This is a genomic window from Bradyrhizobium arachidis (assembly GCF_024758505.1).
In the GTDB taxonomy this organism is placed as follows: Bacteria; Pseudomonadota; Alphaproteobacteria; order Rhizobiales; family Xanthobacteraceae; genus Bradyrhizobium; species Bradyrhizobium manausense_C.
The window spans coordinates 9,370,135-9,388,970 of the sequence record NZ_CP077970.1 but is presented as its reverse complement, the minus strand read 5'-3'; the positions used below and the strand labels follow the sequence as shown (position 1 = coordinate 9,388,970).

General features: G+C 64.1%; 11 protein-coding genes, 1 tRNA gene and 1 pseudogene. All 13 read right to left on the bottom strand.

Annotation, left to right across the window (positions count from 1 at the left end):
• Nucleotides 1-82: 82 nt before the first annotated feature.
• Entirely contained in the window at nucleotides 83-1,891 is a 1,809-nt protein-coding gene (locus KUF59_RS43760) for a M48 family metalloprotease (RefSeq protein ID WP_212462511.1), read from the bottom strand.
• 95 nt (nucleotides 1,892-1,986) lie between these two features.
• Nucleotides 1,987-2,063: transfer RNA gene (locus KUF59_RS43755), tRNA-Arg, on the bottom strand.
• 124 nt (nucleotides 2,064-2,187) lie between these two features.
• A pseudogene (locus KUF59_RS43750) lies at nucleotides 2,188-3,236 on the bottom strand (sensor domain-containing diguanylate cyclase).
• A 2-nt stretch (nucleotides 3,237-3,238) separates the two neighbouring features.
• The gene (locus KUF59_RS43745; protein ID WP_249141035.1) at nucleotides 3,239-6,346 is read right to left on the bottom strand and encodes an EAL domain-containing protein; all 3,108 of its coding nucleotides are present in this window, start codon (nucleotides 6,344-6,346) and stop codon (nucleotides 3,239-3,241) included.
• 176 nt (nucleotides 6,347-6,522) lie between these two features.
• Entirely contained in the window at nucleotides 6,523-7,608 is a 1,086-nt protein-coding gene (locus KUF59_RS43740) for a branched-chain amino acid ABC transporter permease (RefSeq protein WP_212462510.1), read from the bottom strand.
• Nucleotides 7,605-8,615 (bottom strand): branched-chain amino acid ABC transporter permease, encoded by a 1,011-nt coding sequence (locus KUF59_RS43735; protein ID WP_258768064.1) that lies wholly within the window; start codon nucleotides 8,613-8,615, stop codon nucleotides 7,605-7,607. Before KUF59_RS43735 ends, KUF59_RS43740 begins: the two co-directional genes overlap by 4 nt.
• Nucleotides 8,612-9,334: an ABC transporter ATP-binding protein gene (locus tag KUF59_RS43730; protein ID WP_212462508.1), complete on the bottom strand. Its 723-nt coding sequence runs from the start codon at nucleotides 9,332-9,334 to the stop codon at nucleotides 8,612-8,614. Before KUF59_RS43730 ends, KUF59_RS43735 begins: the two co-directional genes overlap by 4 nt.
• Nucleotides 9,335-9,344: 10 nt before the next feature.
• Complete coding sequence (locus tag KUF59_RS43725) at nucleotides 9,345-10,109, bottom strand: ABC transporter ATP-binding protein (RefSeq protein WP_212462507.1); 765 nt, start codon at nucleotides 10,107-10,109, stop codon at nucleotides 9,345-9,347.
• A 70-nt stretch (nucleotides 10,110-10,179) separates the two neighbouring features.
• On the bottom strand, nucleotides 10,180-11,364 hold the full coding sequence (locus KUF59_RS43720) for a substrate-binding domain-containing protein (RefSeq protein WP_212462506.1): 1,185 nt from the start codon (nucleotides 11,362-11,364) through the stop codon (nucleotides 10,180-10,182).
• A 135-nt stretch (nucleotides 11,365-11,499) separates the two neighbouring features.
• Nucleotides 11,500-13,548, bottom strand: a complete 2,049-nt coding sequence (locus tag KUF59_RS43715; RefSeq protein WP_212462505.1) for an acyl CoA:acetate/3-ketoacid CoA transferase — start codon at nucleotides 13,546-13,548, stop codon at nucleotides 11,500-11,502.
• A gap of 123 nt (nucleotides 13,549-13,671) precedes the next feature.
• The gene (locus KUF59_RS43710) at nucleotides 13,672-14,982 is read right to left on the bottom strand and encodes an MFS transporter (RefSeq protein ID WP_212462504.1); all 1,311 of its coding nucleotides are present in this window, start codon (nucleotides 14,980-14,982) and stop codon (nucleotides 13,672-13,674) included.
• A 196-nt stretch (nucleotides 14,983-15,178) separates the two neighbouring features.
• Nucleotides 15,179-16,621 carry a sigma-54 interaction domain-containing protein gene (locus KUF59_RS43705; protein WP_212462503.1) on the bottom strand — a complete coding sequence of 481 codons (1,443 nt, stop codon included), beginning with the start codon at nucleotides 16,619-16,621 and terminating at the stop codon, nucleotides 15,179-15,181.
• 293 nt (nucleotides 16,622-16,914) lie between these two features.
• A complete protein-coding gene (locus tag KUF59_RS43700) occupies nucleotides 16,915-18,651 on the bottom strand; it encodes a putative bifunctional diguanylate cyclase/phosphodiesterase (protein WP_212462502.1) in 1,737 nt (578 codons plus the stop codon).
• Between the last annotated feature and the right edge of the window lie 185 nt (nucleotides 18,652-18,836).

Below are 18,836 nucleotides of genomic sequence, written 5' to 3'. Positions count from 1 at the left end.
CCGGAATATGCGGTGGGGTGACTACTAGATTCACGCCCAGGCGTCGGCCCGGATTTCGCGAATGAAAGGCGGTGGGAGCCGATCAGCGGATGTAGATGCAGCTGGTCGGGTGCTGCTCAAGCGTATCGTGCAGGGCCGATGGCAGGGGTTCCGTCGTGTAAAATGAGATCACGACCGCCAAGGTGTTGGCCTCGGTAAGGTCGCTCAGCACCTGCTGGTGGCGGGTCTTGATGGCGTCGACGTCGTAGGGCTTCTGCATGGCATCGAAGGGATCTGCGATCAGGATCAGCGCATCCGCGCGCAGAGACGCGCCGGCGGCCTTTTCGGCCACGACCAGCGGCGCCTGACTCTCCACGAGAAATGCCTTGGCTACGGCCGGTTCAGCGGCGAGGCCCGCGCGCAGGACCTCGATCAGCGGCGCCGTGCGTGTTGTCGGAGAATGCTCGCCCGAGACAAGGCCGCCGCAGACCAGCTCATAAGCGCGCATTTCTGACTCGCCGGCGCGTTCCAGGAGCCGGGCCCAACGATGAGCGCTCGCGCGATCGCCGATGCGTTCAAAGTGGCGCATGAGACGGGCATAGGCCGCCGCGCGCCAGCTTGCGTCCTCTTTGGCAATCATGCGCATGGCTTCGACGGCGCTTCCATCGTCTTCGGCAAGTCGCGCCGCGGCGTACGCAAAAGCGATGTTGCGGTGGTCAGGTGTCGCTGCGTGCAGCGCCGCGAGTTCGGCCAGTCCGCGTTTCGGCTCGAGCCTGCGCAAAGCTCTCGCGCGCTCAAGCTGCCGGGTGAGCGGCCAGCTCGCAACGGCTTCGGGTTCGGCTGCTAGCAATGGCGCCTCAATCAGCCTGTACCTGGTGTGGGCAGCCGACCACTCGACGGCTTTCGCCTCCCGCCAGCGATTGTTATATTCCGTAGCGACGGTCGACCATCGGTCACCGAAGAGCGCCGAACCGCCCGGACCCTCGCGCGGTGCGATGGTCGGCTGCAGGCCGAGCGCTGCGGCCCGCTTGACCAATGTCGGATGCGTGTCGAGCCAATCGAGGGAGTGCGAGGCCTCGTTGGCGTCGATCGCGGTGCCGGGATCGGGCGACGTTCCCTCGAAGGCGTTGATCATGCGCTCCAGGCAGTTGTCCGGTGGGGTCGGCTCGCTGCATTGCCATCCCAATACGATGCGAGGAAGCTCCTTGTTGCTCCAGCTACTGAACGCGTCGAGCCGCGCCAGCGCGCTCACCAGATGCTCGCCGCCTACCGCGCGAGCCGCGTCTGCGTCTGCGTCTGCCTCGTACTCGCAACGGCGCGACCATACCAGCGCGCGGCGGTTGAGAACGGGAGCGAAACGCTCGGCAAAGCTGGCACCGGCGCGGTCGAGCATGCTGCTTTCGCTATCAATCTGCTCGGCGTGCGCGAGCCAGCCGAGGTGAGCTTGGTAGAGCCAGTGACCGAGCCGTCCGTGTCGGCGAGAGAAATGGCCCATTTCGTGAGCGATGACGGCGCGTACTTCATCTTTGCCGAGCAGCGCGAGGAGCGGCACGCCGAGCGTCAGCACACGGCGATTGCCGATGATGCCGAACAGTCCACGCGCCTCGCGCGCGCCGGCATTGACCTCATCGTCCAGTCGCACGTCGATTCGTGGGTCGACATCGAGCGTTTTCTTCAGGTCGTCGACGGCGGCGTACAGCTGGGGGGCGTCATTTCGCCCGATGCTCGTGCCACCGTAGCGGTAGCTGGGTCGCATCAGCCAGATCAACAGGATGACAATGAAGGCGGCAAGGGTGCCGATGAACGTGTTGTTGGCGAGCAGCGCGCCAAACAGGATCGGCGCGGCGAATGGAAACACGCGAATGCATGTCAGAGTGGCATCGCCGGCAAGCACGAGCAGCGTCAGTTGCATGCGGTAGAGCCGCGGGCGACTTGCTGCCGCCGCCTCGAGGCGGCGGACCTCTTCAAGAGTAGGCGGTGGAAATGAGATCCGCATCGGTACCGGAGTGGCGCACCCGACACGATTCGAACGTGTGACCTTTGCCTTCGGAGGGCAACGCTCTATCCAGCTGAGCTACGGGTGCAGCGAGGCCTCATTTAGCCGATTGGCGAGCGGTCGGCAACCTCCGCCGCGTGCATAGCGTTTTCAAGCGAAGTGGACACCGGTTCGCGTCAAGAAAACGCGTCAAACCAATAGAGGCCCTGAAATCAAGCCGATTTGCGCGACGCGGAGCCCGGAACCTGCAAACCGCCGCGATCGAGCCGGGCGAACTCGGCCAGCATCTGTTCGGCCGAGATCACCCGGTTGCGGCCGAGGCGCTTTGCTGCGTAGAGCGCCTGGTCGGCCGATCCCAGCAGGCGGTCGGGCCGATCGTCGGCTTCTCCCGGAATGTGGCTCGCAACGCCGACGCTGAGCGTGACGTGCTCGCCGGCACCCTCGGCACCGTGGGCGATCCGCAGGTCCAGGACGACGTTGCGGATCGCTTCGGCGACCGCGCAGGCGTCAGCGCCGCTCATCTCCGGCATGATCAGCGCAAACTCCTCGCCGCCGTAGCGGGTCGCGAGGTCGAGCGGGCGCCAGGCGTGCCGGCTGACGACGGCGGCGACCGCGCGCAGGCACTCGTCGCCGGTCTGGTGGCCGTGGCGGTTTTGAACAGCTTGAAATGGTCGACGTCGAGGAACAGCAGGGACAGCGGCTGTTGCGTGCGCTGGGCGCGCGACCATTCCGACATCAGCATCTGGTCGAAGGAGCGGCGGTTGGAGAGGCCGGTCAGTCCGTCCTTGGTGGCGAGCTCCTTCAGCGCCATCTCGGCGCGCTTCTGATCGGTCAGGTCACGCAAGGTCTCGACCACGGCGATCAGATTGCCGGCCTCGTCGTGGATCGGGCCGGCGTCGATGGCGAGATAGAGCTGGTTGCCGAGCTTTGGCATCACGCACCAGTTTTCAGCGCTGAAGCCGAGGCCGTTGTGGCCGCGCGCGGCATACTCGGAATAGAGTTCCGGGAGCTGCTCGGGCAGATCGAGCGCGACGAGATCAGCGAGGCAAGGGCGCTTGGTCTCGTAAAAAGCTTGCCAGTGTTTGGTGGTGCCGATCACCTCGGAGGCCGCAACGCCGGTCAGGCGTTCGCAAGCGCGGTTCCAGATCACCACACGGCGCTTCGGATCGATCACGAAGGTCGGAACGACGAGATGCTGCATCAGCCGCACGGCATAGGAATGCGCGACGTCGAAATTCCTAGGGGGTGACGATTTCGCCATCGTCAAGCCACTGCCGCGACTTGTGCGGCGCCTCCGCCGAACAGCTTTCGGACGTCGGCCGCCGCCTTCGGCGCGCTAAACAGATAGCCCTGCATCTCCGTGCAGCCGAGGTTACGCAACATCTCGCGCTGCGCCTCGGTCTCGACGCCTTCGGCAACCGTCGTCATGTGGCTCGCGGCGGCGATGTTGACCACCGCCTGCACGATGACAGGTGCGCCACCTTCTTCCGCGATATCGGCGACGAAGCAGCGGTCGATCTTGATCTTGTCGAACGGGAAACGCTTCAGATAGCTCAGCGACGAATAGCCGGTGCCGAAATCGTCGAGCGCAATGCGCACGCCGATCGCGCGCAACTGGTGCAGGATCGACAATGCGGCTTCGTCGTCGCGGATCAGCACGGCCTCGGTGATCTCGAGCTCCAGCCGGCGCGGGTCGAGGCCGGAGGCGGCGAGCGCGCCGGCGATCTTCAGTGCCAGCGTGTCGCATTTGAGCTGCACCGGCGACACGTTGACCGCGATGCGGATGTTGGCCGGCCAGCTCGCGGCTTCCATGCAGGCCGTGCGCAGCACCCAGTCGCCGAGCTCGGTGATGAGGCCGGTATCTTCCGCGACCGGAATGAACTCGGCCGGCGAGACCATGCCGCGCTCCGGATGCCGCCAGCGGAGCAGCGCTTCGCAGCCGGCGACTTCGTTGCTGCGCAGATTGACCAGCGGCTGGTAGTGCAGCTCGAAGCCGCCGTCGATCATGGCCTGGCGCAGATCCTGCTCCATCGCGAGGCGGGCCTTGGCGCTTGCGTCCATCGCAGGCACGAAGAAGCGGTAGGTCCGGCGTCCTTCGGCCTTGGCGCCGTACATCGCGAGGTCGGCGTTCTTGATGAGCTGATCGAGGTCGGTGCCGTCCTGCGGCGCCAGCGCGATGCCGATGCTGGCGTCGGTCGAGAGCTGGTGGCCGAGGCAGTGATAGGGCCGGCGGATCGCTTCGTGGATCCGCGTCACGAAGGCGATCGTGTCGGCGGACGATTCGATTCCGGTCTGGATCACCGCAAATTCGTCGCCGCCGAGCCGTGCGATCAGGTCGCCCGGCTTGAGGCAACTTCGAATACGGCCTGCGACCGCCTTCAAAAGCTCGTCGCCGACATGGTGGCCGAGCGAATCGTTGATGCCCTTGAATTCGTCGACGTCGATATAGAGCAGCGCGAACTGCCCGCCTTGCGCCACCTTCTCGAGCTCGCGCTCGATCTGTTCGCGGAACAGGGAACGGTTGGGCAGGTCGGTGAGCGCGTCGTAATGCGCCATATGCGCAATCTTCTCGTTGGCGCGGCGCCGCTCGGTGACGTCCTCGACGACGTGGATCAGGTAGCGGGCCTCGCCGGCCTGGTCGCGAATGCCGATGCGGCGCGAGGTGATGTAGCGCAGCCCGAGAGCCTGGGTCTGCCAGGGGTGTTCGTGCTTGAACAGGCCGTCAACCGATTGCAGCGCCTTGTCGTCATCGGCCGTGACGATCCTGGCAGAGGCCTGCGGGAAGATGTCGAACGCGGTCCTGCCGACCACCGCTTCGCGGGACTGGCCGAACTGCTGCTCGGCGACCCCATTGATCAGGAGGTACTGCCGCGTGCGGGCGTCCTTCACGGTGATCTGCGATGGGATGTGGTCGATGATCTCGCGGAGGAAGGTGTGGTTGCGGTCGCGCTCCTGCTCCAGATTGCGGCGCTCGGTGATCTCCTCGATCGTGGCGATCCAACCGCCCTGCGCAAGCGGGGTGTTGATAACCTGGAAGGCACGGCCGTTCGAGAGCTCATGGATTCTTGTGGAGACCTTGCCCTCGGCGACGATCTTCATGACGCCGGCGCAAAACTCCTCGACGTTGCCGTCGAACGTCCCGCGCTCCTTGCGATGACGCATCGCCTCATTGATGTGACAACCGGGCTTGATGACGTCGTGGGACAGGCCGAACATGTCGGCATACCGCCGGTTGCAGGTGACGACGTGTCCCGTGGCGTCGTAGAGGATCAGGCCTTGCGACATGTTGTTCAAGGCCATGTCGAGCCGCTGCCGCTCCGCCTCGAGCCGCTGCTGAGCCTCGAGGTTCTGTCGCCTGATCTGGCGAATGATCAGATAGAGGATGAACGCGATCACCGAGGCCGCGAGCGTGGCGGCCGTGATCATGAAGCCGGTCTGGTCGCGCCAGTCCGCAAGCGCCGCCGACATGGTGTTGGTTGCGACGATCACCAGCGGGAAATGCGTCAGCGATGCTGCCGACCCGAGTCGTTCTTCGCCGTCGATCGGGCTTTTGACGCGAAGCGTATGCTGGCCGCCTTCGGCAAGCACCTTCCGCATCAAGGGTGCATCCTTGAAGCTCTTGCCGATGAGCTCCTCGACATGCGGGTAGCGGGCCAGCATCTTGCCTTCGCGATCGAACAGCGAAATGGCCGCGCCTTCCGCGAGCGCAACCGAGGCGAAGTACCGCTGGTAGCTGTCAGGATCGATCCGGCGCACCATGATGCCGAGGAACTCGCCGTTCGGTCCACTCAGGCGGCGTGCGACCACGGTGGTCCATTTGCCGATGATGAAGCTGCGTACGGATTCCAGCAGCACCGGCTCGGATTGCGGATTCGTCTTGAAGGTCTGGTAATAGCCGCGCGACGAGACGTTGATCTTGGGCAGCGGCTCGAGTCGCGACCAGCTGATCAGGTCGCCTTCCGCATCGTAGATCGCGATGTCGCCGAGATAGGTGACCGCGCTCATCTTGCTGCGCAGCATCCGGTTCACCTCGGGCCCCGACATGCGCTCGCGGAACATGTCGGGCGAGGTGATCTCCGGCAGGTTCATCATCCCGATCAGGTCGGCGGCGACGACGTCGGAGTCCTCGAACTGCTGGTCGAAATGGCGGGTGAGGAGCAGGACCGTGTTTTCAAGCTCGCGCTCGCGGTTGGCCAGCGTACGCTCGCGGAAGTCGCCGACGGCCATTGTGGTGACCACGAAAATGCCGGCGACCAGCAATGCGCCGCTGAGCGTCAGCCACAGCACCGGTCCGGCCCGCATCACGGCTTCCCAGCCGTCGCGTGCGACCGAGGACAGTCGGCCTGTGATCGTGAAGATTGCCCCGCGCATTTCCCCTCCCAGGGGACCATGCATACACCGCACAAATGGCCTAAACCTTAGGAAAGCCGGTTACTTGGGACTTAATCCTTGCGCGCGGGGACACGCGGCGTCCGAGGTCGCGGAACTATTGCTGCATCGCTCACAGGTTGTGCGATGCACAGCGCGCCCACAGGGTTAACGCGCCCTTAATGCGCGGAGCCGGATGGCTTGCCGGCGCCGACATTGCGCAGCCGTCCGACGACTCCGGTCGGGAAGAAATAGACGCTGGCGATGAACAGCAGTCCGAGCCACAGCAGCCAGCGGTCCGGGTGTAGCAGGCCCGGCAGCAGCGGCAGGCCGGCCTCAGTGGCGGCCTTGGAAGCGACGCCCATCAGCGATTGCAGATAGTTTTGCGCAAGTATGAAGATCGCAGCACCGATGATGGCGCCATAGATCGTGCCCATGCCGCCGATGACAACCATCAGGAGAATGTCGAGCATGATGGAGAAGCTGAGCGAGGTGTCGGGCCCGGCGTAGCGCAGCCACAGCGCGTTGAGGATGCCGGCGGAGGCGGCCACCAGCGCCGCGAGGCAATTGGCGTAGGTGAGGTGAAACACGGTGCGGAAGCCGAGCGCCTCGGCGCGGAAGCGGTTTTCTCGGATAGCCTGGAGCACGCGCCCGAACGGCGAGTTCACCACGCGCAACAGGCCGAGGATCATCAGGCTTGAGGCCACGAACACGAGATAGAAGGTCAGCGTACGACCGTTGAACTCGAATCCCATCAGGCTCTTCGGGATCAGCACGGTGCCGGGGCGCAGCAGATCGGGCAGTTGAAAGCTGCGGCCATCCTCACCGCCGGTCAGCCACGACATTTGCGAAGCCAGCACCTGGAATGCGGATGCGACCGCGAGCGTGATCATGGCGAAGAAGATCGCCGCGACGCGTAGCGAGAACAGCCCGATGGCGAGCGCGAGTAGTGCCGCCAACGGCAGGCCGATGACGATGCCGGTTGCGACCGCGCCCCAGTTCGGTCCCATCGCGTAAAGGGCGATCGCGATCGCGTAGCTGCCGATGCCGTAGAACATGGTGTGGGCGAACGACACCGTACCGGTGTAGCCGAGCAGGAGGTCGTAGGAGGCGACCAGCGCAGCAAAGATGCAGATTTTTGCCGCGACGTTCATCGCCTTCGCGCCGGGAAAAATGAAGGGCGTTGCCGCCAGCGCCAGGATGATGACGAGGAGGACGATTGTCAGGACGCGGCTGCGCGGCGGATCGCCGGAAAGGAGCATCATCGGCTGGTCACCGCATAGAGGCCGCGCGGCCGCCACATCGGAATGGCGACCATCAGCAGGATGTTGGACACGAGGGCGAGTTTGGGCAGCAGGAAGCCGCCGTAATTGGCGACCATGGCGACCAGGATCGCGCCGATGAAGCAGCCGCCGATCGACCCCAGACCGCCGATGATGACGACGATGAAGATCAGCACGGTGAGGTCGTCGCTCATGGAGGCGTGGACCTGCTCGCGATAGAGCGCCCACATCACCCCGCCGAGCCCGGCCAGCGCCGATCCCGTCATGAACACGCCGAGGAACAGGCGGCGGATGCGATAGCCGAGCGCTTCCACCATCTCGCGATTCTCGACGCCGGCGCGGATCAACAGGCCGAGCTTGGTGCGATTGAGCACGAGCTGAATCGCGACGAAGACGATGAGGCCGACCAGCATCGCCAGCAGGCGGTACTTTGCGATCGCGACGTCGCCGAGGATGACCGAGCCGCGCAGCGAGGCGGGCAAGGGCAGCGGAATGATCGCCGGCCCCCAGATCGCGTAAAGTGTCTGTTCCGCGACGATCAGGCCGCCGGTGGTCATCAGGATCTGTTTCAGATGCTGGCCGTAGACCGGCAGGATCAGCACGCGTTCGACGACGAGGCCGAGTGCGCCGGAGACCGCCATCGACAGCAGCACCGCCGGCGCCAGTGCCGCGAGGTTGATCAGAAGCGAGTCCGTCTGCATCGCGGCGGCGAAGGGCAGCAGGATCAGCGTCCCGATATAGGCGCCGACCGCGATGAAGGCGCCGTGGCCGAAATTGAGCACGTCCATCAGGCCGAACACCAGCGTCAGCCCCGAGGCCATGATGAAGATCATCATGCCCATCGCAAGGCTTGCGACCGTGAGGGTCACCCAGGAGCTGGTCGAGCCGATCAGCGGGATCATCGCCAGCGCCAGTGCGATCGGGATCAGGATCGGCGCGAGGTCGCGCTTCGGCTTTGGCAGCGGATCGTTGGCAGCTAGCTCAGTCACTGATGCGTCTCCAGGCTCAGGCCCAACAACCGCTCCTGCAGCGGCACGTCGGCGGCCAAGGCCGCCATTTCGCCGCGATGGACGATGGTGCCGTTGTCCATGACCAGCACATGATCGCCGAGCTCGCGGGCGGCGAAGAAGTTTTGCTCGACCAGAAGGATCGTCGCACCCTTGCGCTTGATCTCCTTCAGGCACTCGATCAGCGCCATCACGATCGCGGGCGCCAGCCCCTTGGTCGGCTCGTCGATCAGCAAGAGCTTGCGCGGCTCGACGATGGCGCGGGCGATGGACAACATTTGTTTCTGCCCGCCCGAGAGGCTGCCGGCCCGCGACAGCCAGAAGCGGCGCAGCGCCGGGAAGAAGCCAAAGATCCAGTCGAGCTGGGTGTCGTCGAGCGGCCCGTCGCGCGCCGCCAGCACCAGGTTTTCCTTCACGGTAAGATCGGAGAACACGGCCATGCTCTCCGGCACGTAGCCGACGCCGAGCCGCGCGATGTCGGGCGTGGCACGGCTCTCGATGCGCTCGCCGGCGAGCGTGATCTCGCCGGAAGAGGCCTGCCACAGGCCCATGATGGTGCGCAGCGTCGTGGTCTTGCCGGCACCGTTACGGCCGAGCAGCATGGTCGTCTGGCCCCGCGTGACGACGAGATCGATGCCCTGGAGAATGTGATAGCGCCCGATATGGGTGTGGACGCCGGAGAGTTTGAGAAGCTCGCTCATGCCGTGGTCCTCAGGCCGCGCTCTTCGGCGCAACGCCGAGATAGGCTTCCTGCACGATCGGCGAGGCGATCACCTCGGCGGGCGGACCATCTGCCACGAGTTGCCCGTTATGCAGCACGATGATGCGGTCGGCGAGCGAGCGCACCACGTCCATCTTGTGCTCGACCAGGAGGATGATCTTGCTCTTGTCCTGCTTGAGCTGGGCGATCAGGTTCAGGACGACCGGAACCTCGTCGATGCTCATGCCGGCGGTCGGCTCGTCGAACATGAAGACCTTTGGCTCGAGCGCTATCATCAAGGCGACTTCGAGCTTGCGCTGGTCGCCATGCGAGAGCGCGGTTGCGGCGACGCCGCGCCGGCTGCCCAGCGCGACCTGGTCGAGGATCGCGTCTGCGCGCGCGATCAGGTCACGTCGCACCATCCAGGGCCGCAGCATGTCGTAATGCGTGCCGCTTGCCGCCTGCACCGCGAGGCGGACGTTCTCTTCCACCGTCAGGTTCGGAAACAGGTTGGTGAGCTGGAACGCGCGGCCGAGGCCGGCGCGGGTGCGCATCGGTGCGGAATGCTGGGTGATGTCGGTGCCGTCGAACAGGATGCTGCCGCTGGACGCGCGCAACTGGCCCGAGATCAAATTGAAATAGGTGGTCTTGCCGGCGCCGTTCGGCCCGACGATGGCGGTCAGCTCGCCGGGGCGGAAGCTGCAACTGACGCTATTGACCGCCACATGGCCGCCAAAGCGAATGGTCAGGTCGCGCGTCTCTAGCGTCAGGGCCATCAGCAAAACTCTGGGATCATTTGCGAGGAAGATCCTCTCCCCGCGCGCGCGGGGAGAGGAGGAGAGAGTTTTAGCGCTTGTTGCGGATCGGAACGTTCATGTCCTCGATCTTGAGCTCGCGCACCGGCTCGAGCACGGCCCAGGCGACGTTCGGCTCGACCTTGACCTTGAAGTGATACATGCTCTGGAGCGCCTGATGGTCCTCTTTACGGAACATCATCTTGCCCTTGGGCGTGTCGAACTCCATGCCTTCCATCGCCGCGATCAGTTTTTCGGTGTCGGTCGACTTCGCCTTGGTGACGGCGGTGACGACTGACATCGCGGCCGCAAAGCCGCCCGCGGTGAAGAAGTCCGGCGGCGCGTTGAAGCGCTTCTGGTGCTCGGCGACCAGCCAGTCGTTCACCGGGTTCTTCGGGATGTCATAGTAGTAATAGGTCGCTCCTTCCATGCCCGGCATGATCTTGTAACCTGCGAGCGCGGGCAGGATATTGCCGCCGGTCGAGAGCTCGATGCCGTAGCGCTTCGGATCCATGTCCTGGAGCTTTGCGGGCGGATTGCCGGCGCCGGCCCAGATGATCCAGATGATCTTGCGACCCGGCTTGTCCTTCAGTGCGTCGAACAGGCGCTGGCCCACCGCGGTGAAGTCGGTGGTGTTGGTCGGCACATATTCTTCCGCGGCGAGCGTCGCGCCGGTCTTGGCGAGCGCCTCCTTGAAGGCGGCGACGCCGTCGCGGCCGAAGGCGTAGTCCTGCGCCAGCGTCGCGACGGTGACGCCCTGCTTGCCGATCGCGACCGCGTTCGAGATCGCGTCCTGCGAGGAGTTGCGTCCGGTGCGGAAGATGTAGCGATTCCATTTCTCGCCGGTAATCTGATCTGCGACGGCGGGCTCGACGATCAGGATCTTCTTGTTCTCCTCGGCGACGGGAAGGATCGCGAGCGCCGCGGCCGACGAGGTCGTGCCGATCGCGATGTCGACCTTGTCGTCCTGATAGGCTTCGGCGAGCGCGGCTTTCGCAAGGTCCGGCTTGCCCTGGTCGTCCTTGGTGACGATGACGATCTTGCGACCGTCCAGCGTCATGGTGCCCTTGGTGGCATATTCAAGACCCATCTGCAGCCCGGTCTCGGTCTGCTTGGCATAGGCTTCCAGCGGACCGGTCTTGCCGTAGATCAATCCGATCTTGAGATCGTCGGCTTGCGCGGAGGTCGCAGCGGCGAAGCCAATGATGGCTGTTGTTATGACGAGTGATCGACGCACGATGATTCCTCCTGATTCAAATTCGTTGGGTAAGAGCGATTTGCACAACGCTGCGAACATTGCAATTGCACCTTCCGTCTGATCTTGCCGCCTGATCCTGCTGCCGTTCTTGCCGCTGTCATATCTGCATCATTTTTAGGCCTGTCGCGCACTGCGCGGCGTGGTGCCGTCGTCCGCGGCATTGATCTCCTCGATCTGTCGCCAGTCCGACTGCGCCTCTTCCGCGCTCTCGAAGATATGCGGCGCAACGCCGCGCCTTTCGAGGGCTTCGCCGAGCTTGATGCGCAGGAAACCCGACGTCGTGTAGCGCGAGACGCCGGAATAGAAGCGGTCGACCAGGCTTCGCACCATGGCCGAGTACTCGTCGAGCAGTTCCGGCAGGATCGAGAAGTGGTCGTAGTTGACGATGGCGTAGACGCGACGTCCGAGCGGGCCGAGTTTCGCCTCGACGGTCCTTGCGATGGCGTCGATATCCGTCTTGGTCCGGAGCGGATAGCGCTCGAGATTGACGAAGAACAGGTTCTGCTGCTCGTCCAGCGTGAAGCGCTGGTCGAGCGGGATGGTCAAGAGGCTCTCGCGCAGGTCCATGAGGCCTTCGCGGAAGATCCGTGCATCCATCAGCAGCGGATCGCGCGGGATCAGCGGCTTGAAATCCATCAGGCGCAGGATGTCGTGCTCGATGTCGATGCCGGGCGCGACCTCGACCAGCTCGAGCCCGCCCTCCCGCAGCGCGAAGACGCAGCGCTCGGTGACATAGAGCACGCTCTGGCCGCGCGCCGACGCGACCGCGCCGCTGAAGGTGACATGCTCGACCGCCTCGACGAATTTGCGTGACTCCGCCTCCTCGACAATGACGAGCTTGCCGCTATCGAGCCCGATGCGGAGCTTGCCGGCGCCAAAGGTACCGACGAACACGACCTTCTTGGCGTTCTGGCTGATGTTGATGAAGCCGCCGGCGCCGGCGAGCTTTGGCCCGAACTTGCTGACATTGAGATTGCCGGTGCGATCGACCTGCGCGAGCCCAAGGAACGCCGCATCCAGCCCGCCGCCGTCGTAGAAATCGAACTGATAGGGCTGGTCGATCACCGCCTGCGTATTGATCGCGGCACCAAAATCGATGCCGCTGGCGGGGATGCCGCCGATCACACCAGGCTCGGCCGTCAGCGTGATCAGGTCGATGATCCGCTCCTCATTGGCGACCGACGCAATGCCCTCCGGCATGCCGATACCGAGATTGACGACGCTGTTGGCCTTCAGCTCGAATGCGGCGCGGCGCGCGATGATCTTGCGCTCGCTCATGGGCATCACGGGGAGCGAGGCCGCGCGCACCCGGATCTCGCTGGAGTAGGCGGCGTTATATTGCGTGCCAAAAGTCTGCCAGTGGTTCTCCGGCTTTGCCACCACCACGCAGTCGACGAGGACGCCGGGGATCTTGACCTGGCGCGGATTGAGGCTGCCGCTCTCGGCGACCCGCTCGACCTGGGCGATGACGATGCCGCCGGAATTATGCGCGGCCATGGCGATCGCGAGCGCCTCCAGAGTCAATGCCTCCTTCTCCATGGTGAGGTTGCCGTCGGGATCGCCGGTGGTGGCGCGGATGATGCCGACATTGATCGGAAACGTCTTGTAGAGCAGGCACTCTTCGTCGCCGATCTTGATCAGCTGGACGATATCTTCGGTGGTGCGCGCGTTCAGCTTGCCGCCGCCGTGCCGCGGGTCGACGAAGGTGCCCATGCCGACGCGGGTGATGTGGCCGGGCCGATGCGCGGCGATGTCGCGGAACAGATGCGTGATCACGCCCTGCGGCAGATTATAGGCTTCGATCCGGTTGGAAATCGCGAGCTGCTGCAGTTTCGGCGCAAGGCCCCAATGGCCGCCGATCACGCGCTTGACCAGGCCTTCATGGGCAAAATGGTTGAGGCCGCGGTCCTTGCCGTCGCCCTGGCCGGCGGCATAGACCAGCGTCAGATTGCGCGGCTTGCCTTGCGTGTAGGGCGCCTCGCCCTCATTGGCGAGATAGAGCTGCTCCAGCGCCAGCGCGATTTCCTCGGCAAAGCCGATGCCGACGAAGCCGCCGGTCGCGACGGTGTCGCCGTCGCGGATCAGCATGACCGCTTCGTGAGGCGTGACGATCTTGCCCTTCTCCGAGTTGGGCAGATAGGGCAAGGCAGGATGCTGGCTCACGGCGTTCCCTCCCGCGTCTGTTGTCGACCGCATGCCCTGTTCTTCTTTGGTTGCTCTATTTGTATCGCCCGGAGCGGCCCGCGACTAGGCCGCTCCGGCGTGGTGGGGAATGCAATCAGCCGGTCAGGGCTGAACTATCTTGCGTGTTTCGGTGGCGAAATAGACCGACACGATAGTGATCAGCGCGAGCACGATCATGTAGACCGAGATCGGCCAGGTCGCCGGTGCATAGGCCGTCATCAACCCCGTCGCGATCAGCGGCGACAGCGCGCCGGCGAAGATCGAGGCGAGGTTGTAGCCGAGCGAGACGCCGCTGTAGCGCACTTTTGTGCCGAACAATTCCGAGAGGAAGCTCGCCTGCGGGCCATACATCGCGGCGTGTCCGATGGCGAGGCCGAGCACGATCGCGATCCAGGCATATTGCGGGTTCTTGGTCGCCAGCAGCATGAACAGCGGGAATGACATCAGCGCCGAGAATACCGCGCCGAAGATATAGACCGGCCGCCGCCCGACCTTATCGGACAATGCCCCGAAGGCGGGAATGGTAAAAGTCTCGATCGCGGCTGCGATCAACACGCCGTTCAGCATGTCCTGCTTGTTCATGCCGAGCGACTGTGTCGCATAAGCGAGCACGAAGGTCGCGTAGATGTAGAAGAAGCCGTTTTCGGCGAAGCGCGCGCCCATCGCGAGCAGGATGTTCTTCGGATACATGCGGATCGCCTCGACGATCGGCATCTGTACTTCCTGCTTGGTGTCCTTGACCTTCTGGAACTCCGGCGATTCCGCGATGGTGAAGCGGATCCACAGGCCGACCAGCACCAGCGCGATCGAGAACAGGAACGGAATGCGCCAGCCCCAGGCGTAGAGCTGCGCGTCGGTCAGGAATGCGGACACCACCGAAAACACCAGCGTGCCGAGCACGAGGCCGAGTGGCGCGCCGAGCTGCGGCCAGCTTCCGTAAAAGCCTTTCTTGTCCTCGGGCGCGTGCTCGACCGCCATCAGCACGGCGCCGCCCCATTCGCCGCCGAGTCCAAATCCCTGGATCAGCCGGCAGGTGACGAGCAGCACCGCGGCCCAGATGCCCGCGGTTTCATAAGTCGGCAGGAAACCGATCGCCGCCGTCGCCGCGCCCATGATCAGCAGCGTCAGATAGAGCATGGTCTTGCGGCCGATCTTGTCGCCGTAGTGACCGAACACGAGGCCGCCGAGCGGGCGCGCGACGAAGCCGAGCGCATAGGTCGCGAAAGCCAGCAGCGTGCCGACCATCGCGTCAAAGTTCGGAAAGAACAGCTTGTTGAAGATCAGCGCCGCGGCGGTGCCGTAGAGGAAGAAGTCGTACCATTCGATGGCCGTGCCGATCAGGCTCGCGGTGGCGACGGTGACATGCGACGGATGTTTTGCCTGAAGCTGATTGACTGTGATCGCTCCACTCATCTTGCGTTCTCCCTGTTTGATGAACGCGCACTTGCGGTGTGCGTCTTTGTGCGGAGCAAAAAGCAAGCGCCGCGCCAGTTGCGGCGCGCATGGGCAAATGGCCAAGAATCCGGCAGTTAGCGCGATGGGAGGGGAAAAAGAGCGCAAGGCGCGGTGTCAGGAATCTGAGACTCCGGACACGTCCGTGTCTCGAAACTCAGACGGACGCCGGACCTGCGGCGAGGCCGAACTTGGCGAGCTTCTTGTAGAAGGTCGCACGCGAGATGCGCAGCATCTTGGCCGCTTCCGAGATCTGGCCGTTGCTGGCGGCGAGCGCCTGTTCGAGCGTGTGCTTCTCGAACTCGGCTTCCGCTTCGGCATAGGGCACCACGAGGCCGGCCGGCCGCGCCGGTGCAACCGGCCGGGCATCGGTGCCAACAGGCAAAATGCGCGCAAAATCGTCGCCGGTCAGCCGTCCTGAATCGCTCAGGATCAGTGCGCGCTCCAGGATGTTGCGGAGCTCGCGGACGTTGCCCGGCCAGTCATATCGGGCGAGCGCTGCGAACGCGCTCGGCGTGATCTTGGCGCCGACATAGTCGCCGGTCATGCTGATGTCGTCGAGCAGCCGCGTGCAGATGTCGGGGAGATCGTCGAGGCAGTCGCGTAAGGGAGGCAGGTCGATCGAGAGCACATTGAGACGGTAGTAGAGGTCGGCGCGGAAAGCGCCGTCGCTGACGCGCTTGTGCAGGTCCACATTGGTGGCGGCAATCACGCGCACGTCGACCTTGGAGACCTTGTCGGAGCCGAGCGGCTCGATCTCGCGCTCCTGCAGCACGCGCAACAGCTTGGCCTGGAGCTGGAGCGGCATCTCGCCGATCTCGTCGAGGAACAGCGTGCCGCCGTCGGCGACGCGGAATTTTCCTTCGCGACCCTTGCGGTCGGCGCCTGTGTAAGCGCCCGGCGCGGTGCCAAAAAACTCGGATTCGATCAGGGTGTCAGGGATAGCTGCGACGTTGACGCTGACGAACGGCTTTTCGGCGCGCGACGAGGCATTGTGGATCGCCTGCGCCAGCATCTCCTTGCCGGTGCCGGTCTCGCCGGTCAGCAGCACCGTGACGCTCTGCCGTGCCGCGCGCGCGGCGAGCTCCTTGGCCTGTGCGATGCCCGGCGTCGCGCCGACGTAATCGGCGAAAGTGAAGCGCGCGGAACGGGGATTGGACAATTGCCGCCGCGCCAGCCGCAGATCGCTCTCGAGCCGCGCCACGCGGGCGAGCAGGGGTTTTAGGCTCTCCAGATGGTCGTAGAGCACGAAGCCGATCGCGCCGATCACCTTCCGGTTCTCGTCCTCGATCGGCATGCGCGTGACCACGAGCTGCTCGCCGCCAAGCTCCATGATGTCGAGCAGGATCGGCTCCCCGGTCTCCGCCACCTTCCGCATCAGGCTGTTGGGGATGATCTCCTCGATCGGCCGGCCGATCGCCTCGGAGGTATGCTTCAGCCCGAGCGAGGCAAGATATTTCTCGTTGACGTAGACCACGCGGCCAGCGCGATCGATCGCGATCGCGCCTTCGCACAGATTCTCCAGCCGCTCGAACAGCGTCTCCATCGCACGGGCGCGGATATAGGCGGGATCGTTGACGGCGGAGGTGGAGGCAGACATGGCGTACCTCGGGGGAAGCCCGTCTGCTTATTACCAAAAGGGCAATAGATTCAAAGGACGAAATCAGGGGGAACGGTGCTGGCCAACCCCCAGCTCGTCGTCCTGGACAAGCGCAGCTCCTGGCAACGCGCAGCGTTGTCCAGAGCGGAGCGCTGATCCAGGACCCATTACCCCAGGGGGAAGTTTGGCGAAGATTGATAACCACCATCTCGCGCCACAACTGCGCCCTGGGGTAATGGGTCCTGGCTTTCGCCAGGACGACACGGAGATTGGCGCACGGACCTCGCGCTCCCTTACCGCCGATACCCGCTCGCCCGCGAATAGCCTTGGCGGTTCTGCTGCGCCGGCCGGCTTGCCATGCTGCCGCGCGACTCGCTGGAGGCGGGCGTTGCGAGCTTCAATTCTTCGAGGAAGATCGGCCGCGCGAAATAATAGCCTTGCGCGTAGCGGATCTTGGTCGCCGCCTGGAGATAGGCGAGCTCCTCGTAGGATTCGATCCCCTCGGCGATGACCGCGATGCCCAGTGCCTCGCTCAGCGATTCGATCGCGCGCAAAATGCCCTGGCTGCGTGGGCGCTTATGGATGTCGGTGATGAACGAGCGGTCGATCTTGATCTCATCGGCCGTGATGTCGGCGAGCGCCGAGAGCGAGGAAAAGCCGGTCCCGAAATCGTCGATGGAGATGCCGACGCCGAGTTTGCGGAACATCGGCAGGATCTCGGCCTGGAAATGGCTCTTGGCGACGAAGGCGTCTTCGGTCACCTCGATCATGAAGCGTTGGGAAAAGCCGGTGTCGTCCAGTGCCTGCGCGAAGGTGCGCATGAATTCGGGATTGCCGGCCTGCTTGGCGGCGACGTTGATGCTGATAGTCGCGTCCGCGCCAAACGTGTCGTTGATCAGGTCGATCGACTTGACGATCTCCGCCAGCACCAGATGCGTGAGCTCGTCGATCAGCCCGAGCTCGACTGCGAGATTGATGAACGAGCCCGGCGCCTGGATCACGCCTTCGTCGTCGCGCAGGCGTACCAGCGCCTCGATGCCCTTGACGGCCTGGGTTCGGATGTCGACCTTGGACTGGAACGCGCAGCAGAAGCGCTTTTCGAGGATAGCGAGCCGCAGCGACTGCTCGATCCTGGTGCGCGCCAGCGCCTCGCGCTCCATGCTGGCATCGAAGAAGGCGGCGGTGCCCTTGCCGCTGTTCTTGATGCGGTACATCGCGATGTCGGCATTCTGGCGCAGCACCTCGAAGCTGCGGCCGTGGTCCGGATAGAGGCTGACGCCGACGGAGGTGGAGGCAAAAATCTCCGAATGGTCGATGAAGAACGGCGCGGTGAGCCGCTGCAGGGTCGACTGGAGGAATTCAGCAACTTCCTGCTGGGTCTCGATCGGCGAGAGCAGCAGCAGGAATTCGTCGCCGGAGATCCGCGACAGCATGTCGGAGTCGCGCAAGTCGCGCCCGAGCCGCTTCGACAACTCGACGAGCAGCGCGTCGCCGACGGAATGACCGTAATAGTCGTTGATGTGCTTGAAATTGTCGATGTCGAGGAAGGCCAGCGCAAAACGGTCGCCGCTATTGTCGCGCGACAAGATGCTGTTGGCACGGTGCTCGATCACGCGCCGTGACGGCAGCCCGGTCAATTCGTCGAAATAGGCCGAGCGGAAGAGCTGGTCCTCAAAATTCTTCTGCTCGGTGATATCTGACGAGGCCGAGATCAGGAGGTCGCGGCCGGCGAGGCGCACCGGGCGGTGGGTGGTCAGCAGCACCTGGCGTGCGGCGCCCGACTGGAGGGATTCTTCGGTTACGACGGACCGGCCGCCCCGGAGTGCCTGCACGCAGGCCTCCTGGCGCTGGGCGAGATCGTGCAAGGGGCGGCTTCCGTCGATGCCGAGCAGGGCGGCTGCGGCGTCGTTAACCAGGAGCAGGTCGCCGCGGTCGTCGTGTACGGTCACGCCGGCCGGCAGCATTCTAACGATTTCCTTGAGGAATCCGAGCTCGGCTTCAGTCGCGCTGGAATACTTGCTGTCGTTCATAGAAGTCATGAATCTTGTTGTCAGGCGCGCTTTGCAATGCGCGCGATCTTGCGTGGTTCCCTCTTAGTTTTGGTTAAGGGGTACGCAGAAATACGGGGCTGGTTCGGTCTATAATTTGGCGCGGCGGCAGGCGCTGACGATCGTCATTAACAGAGTGTCAACGGCGCTTGTGAAACTGCGGGCGA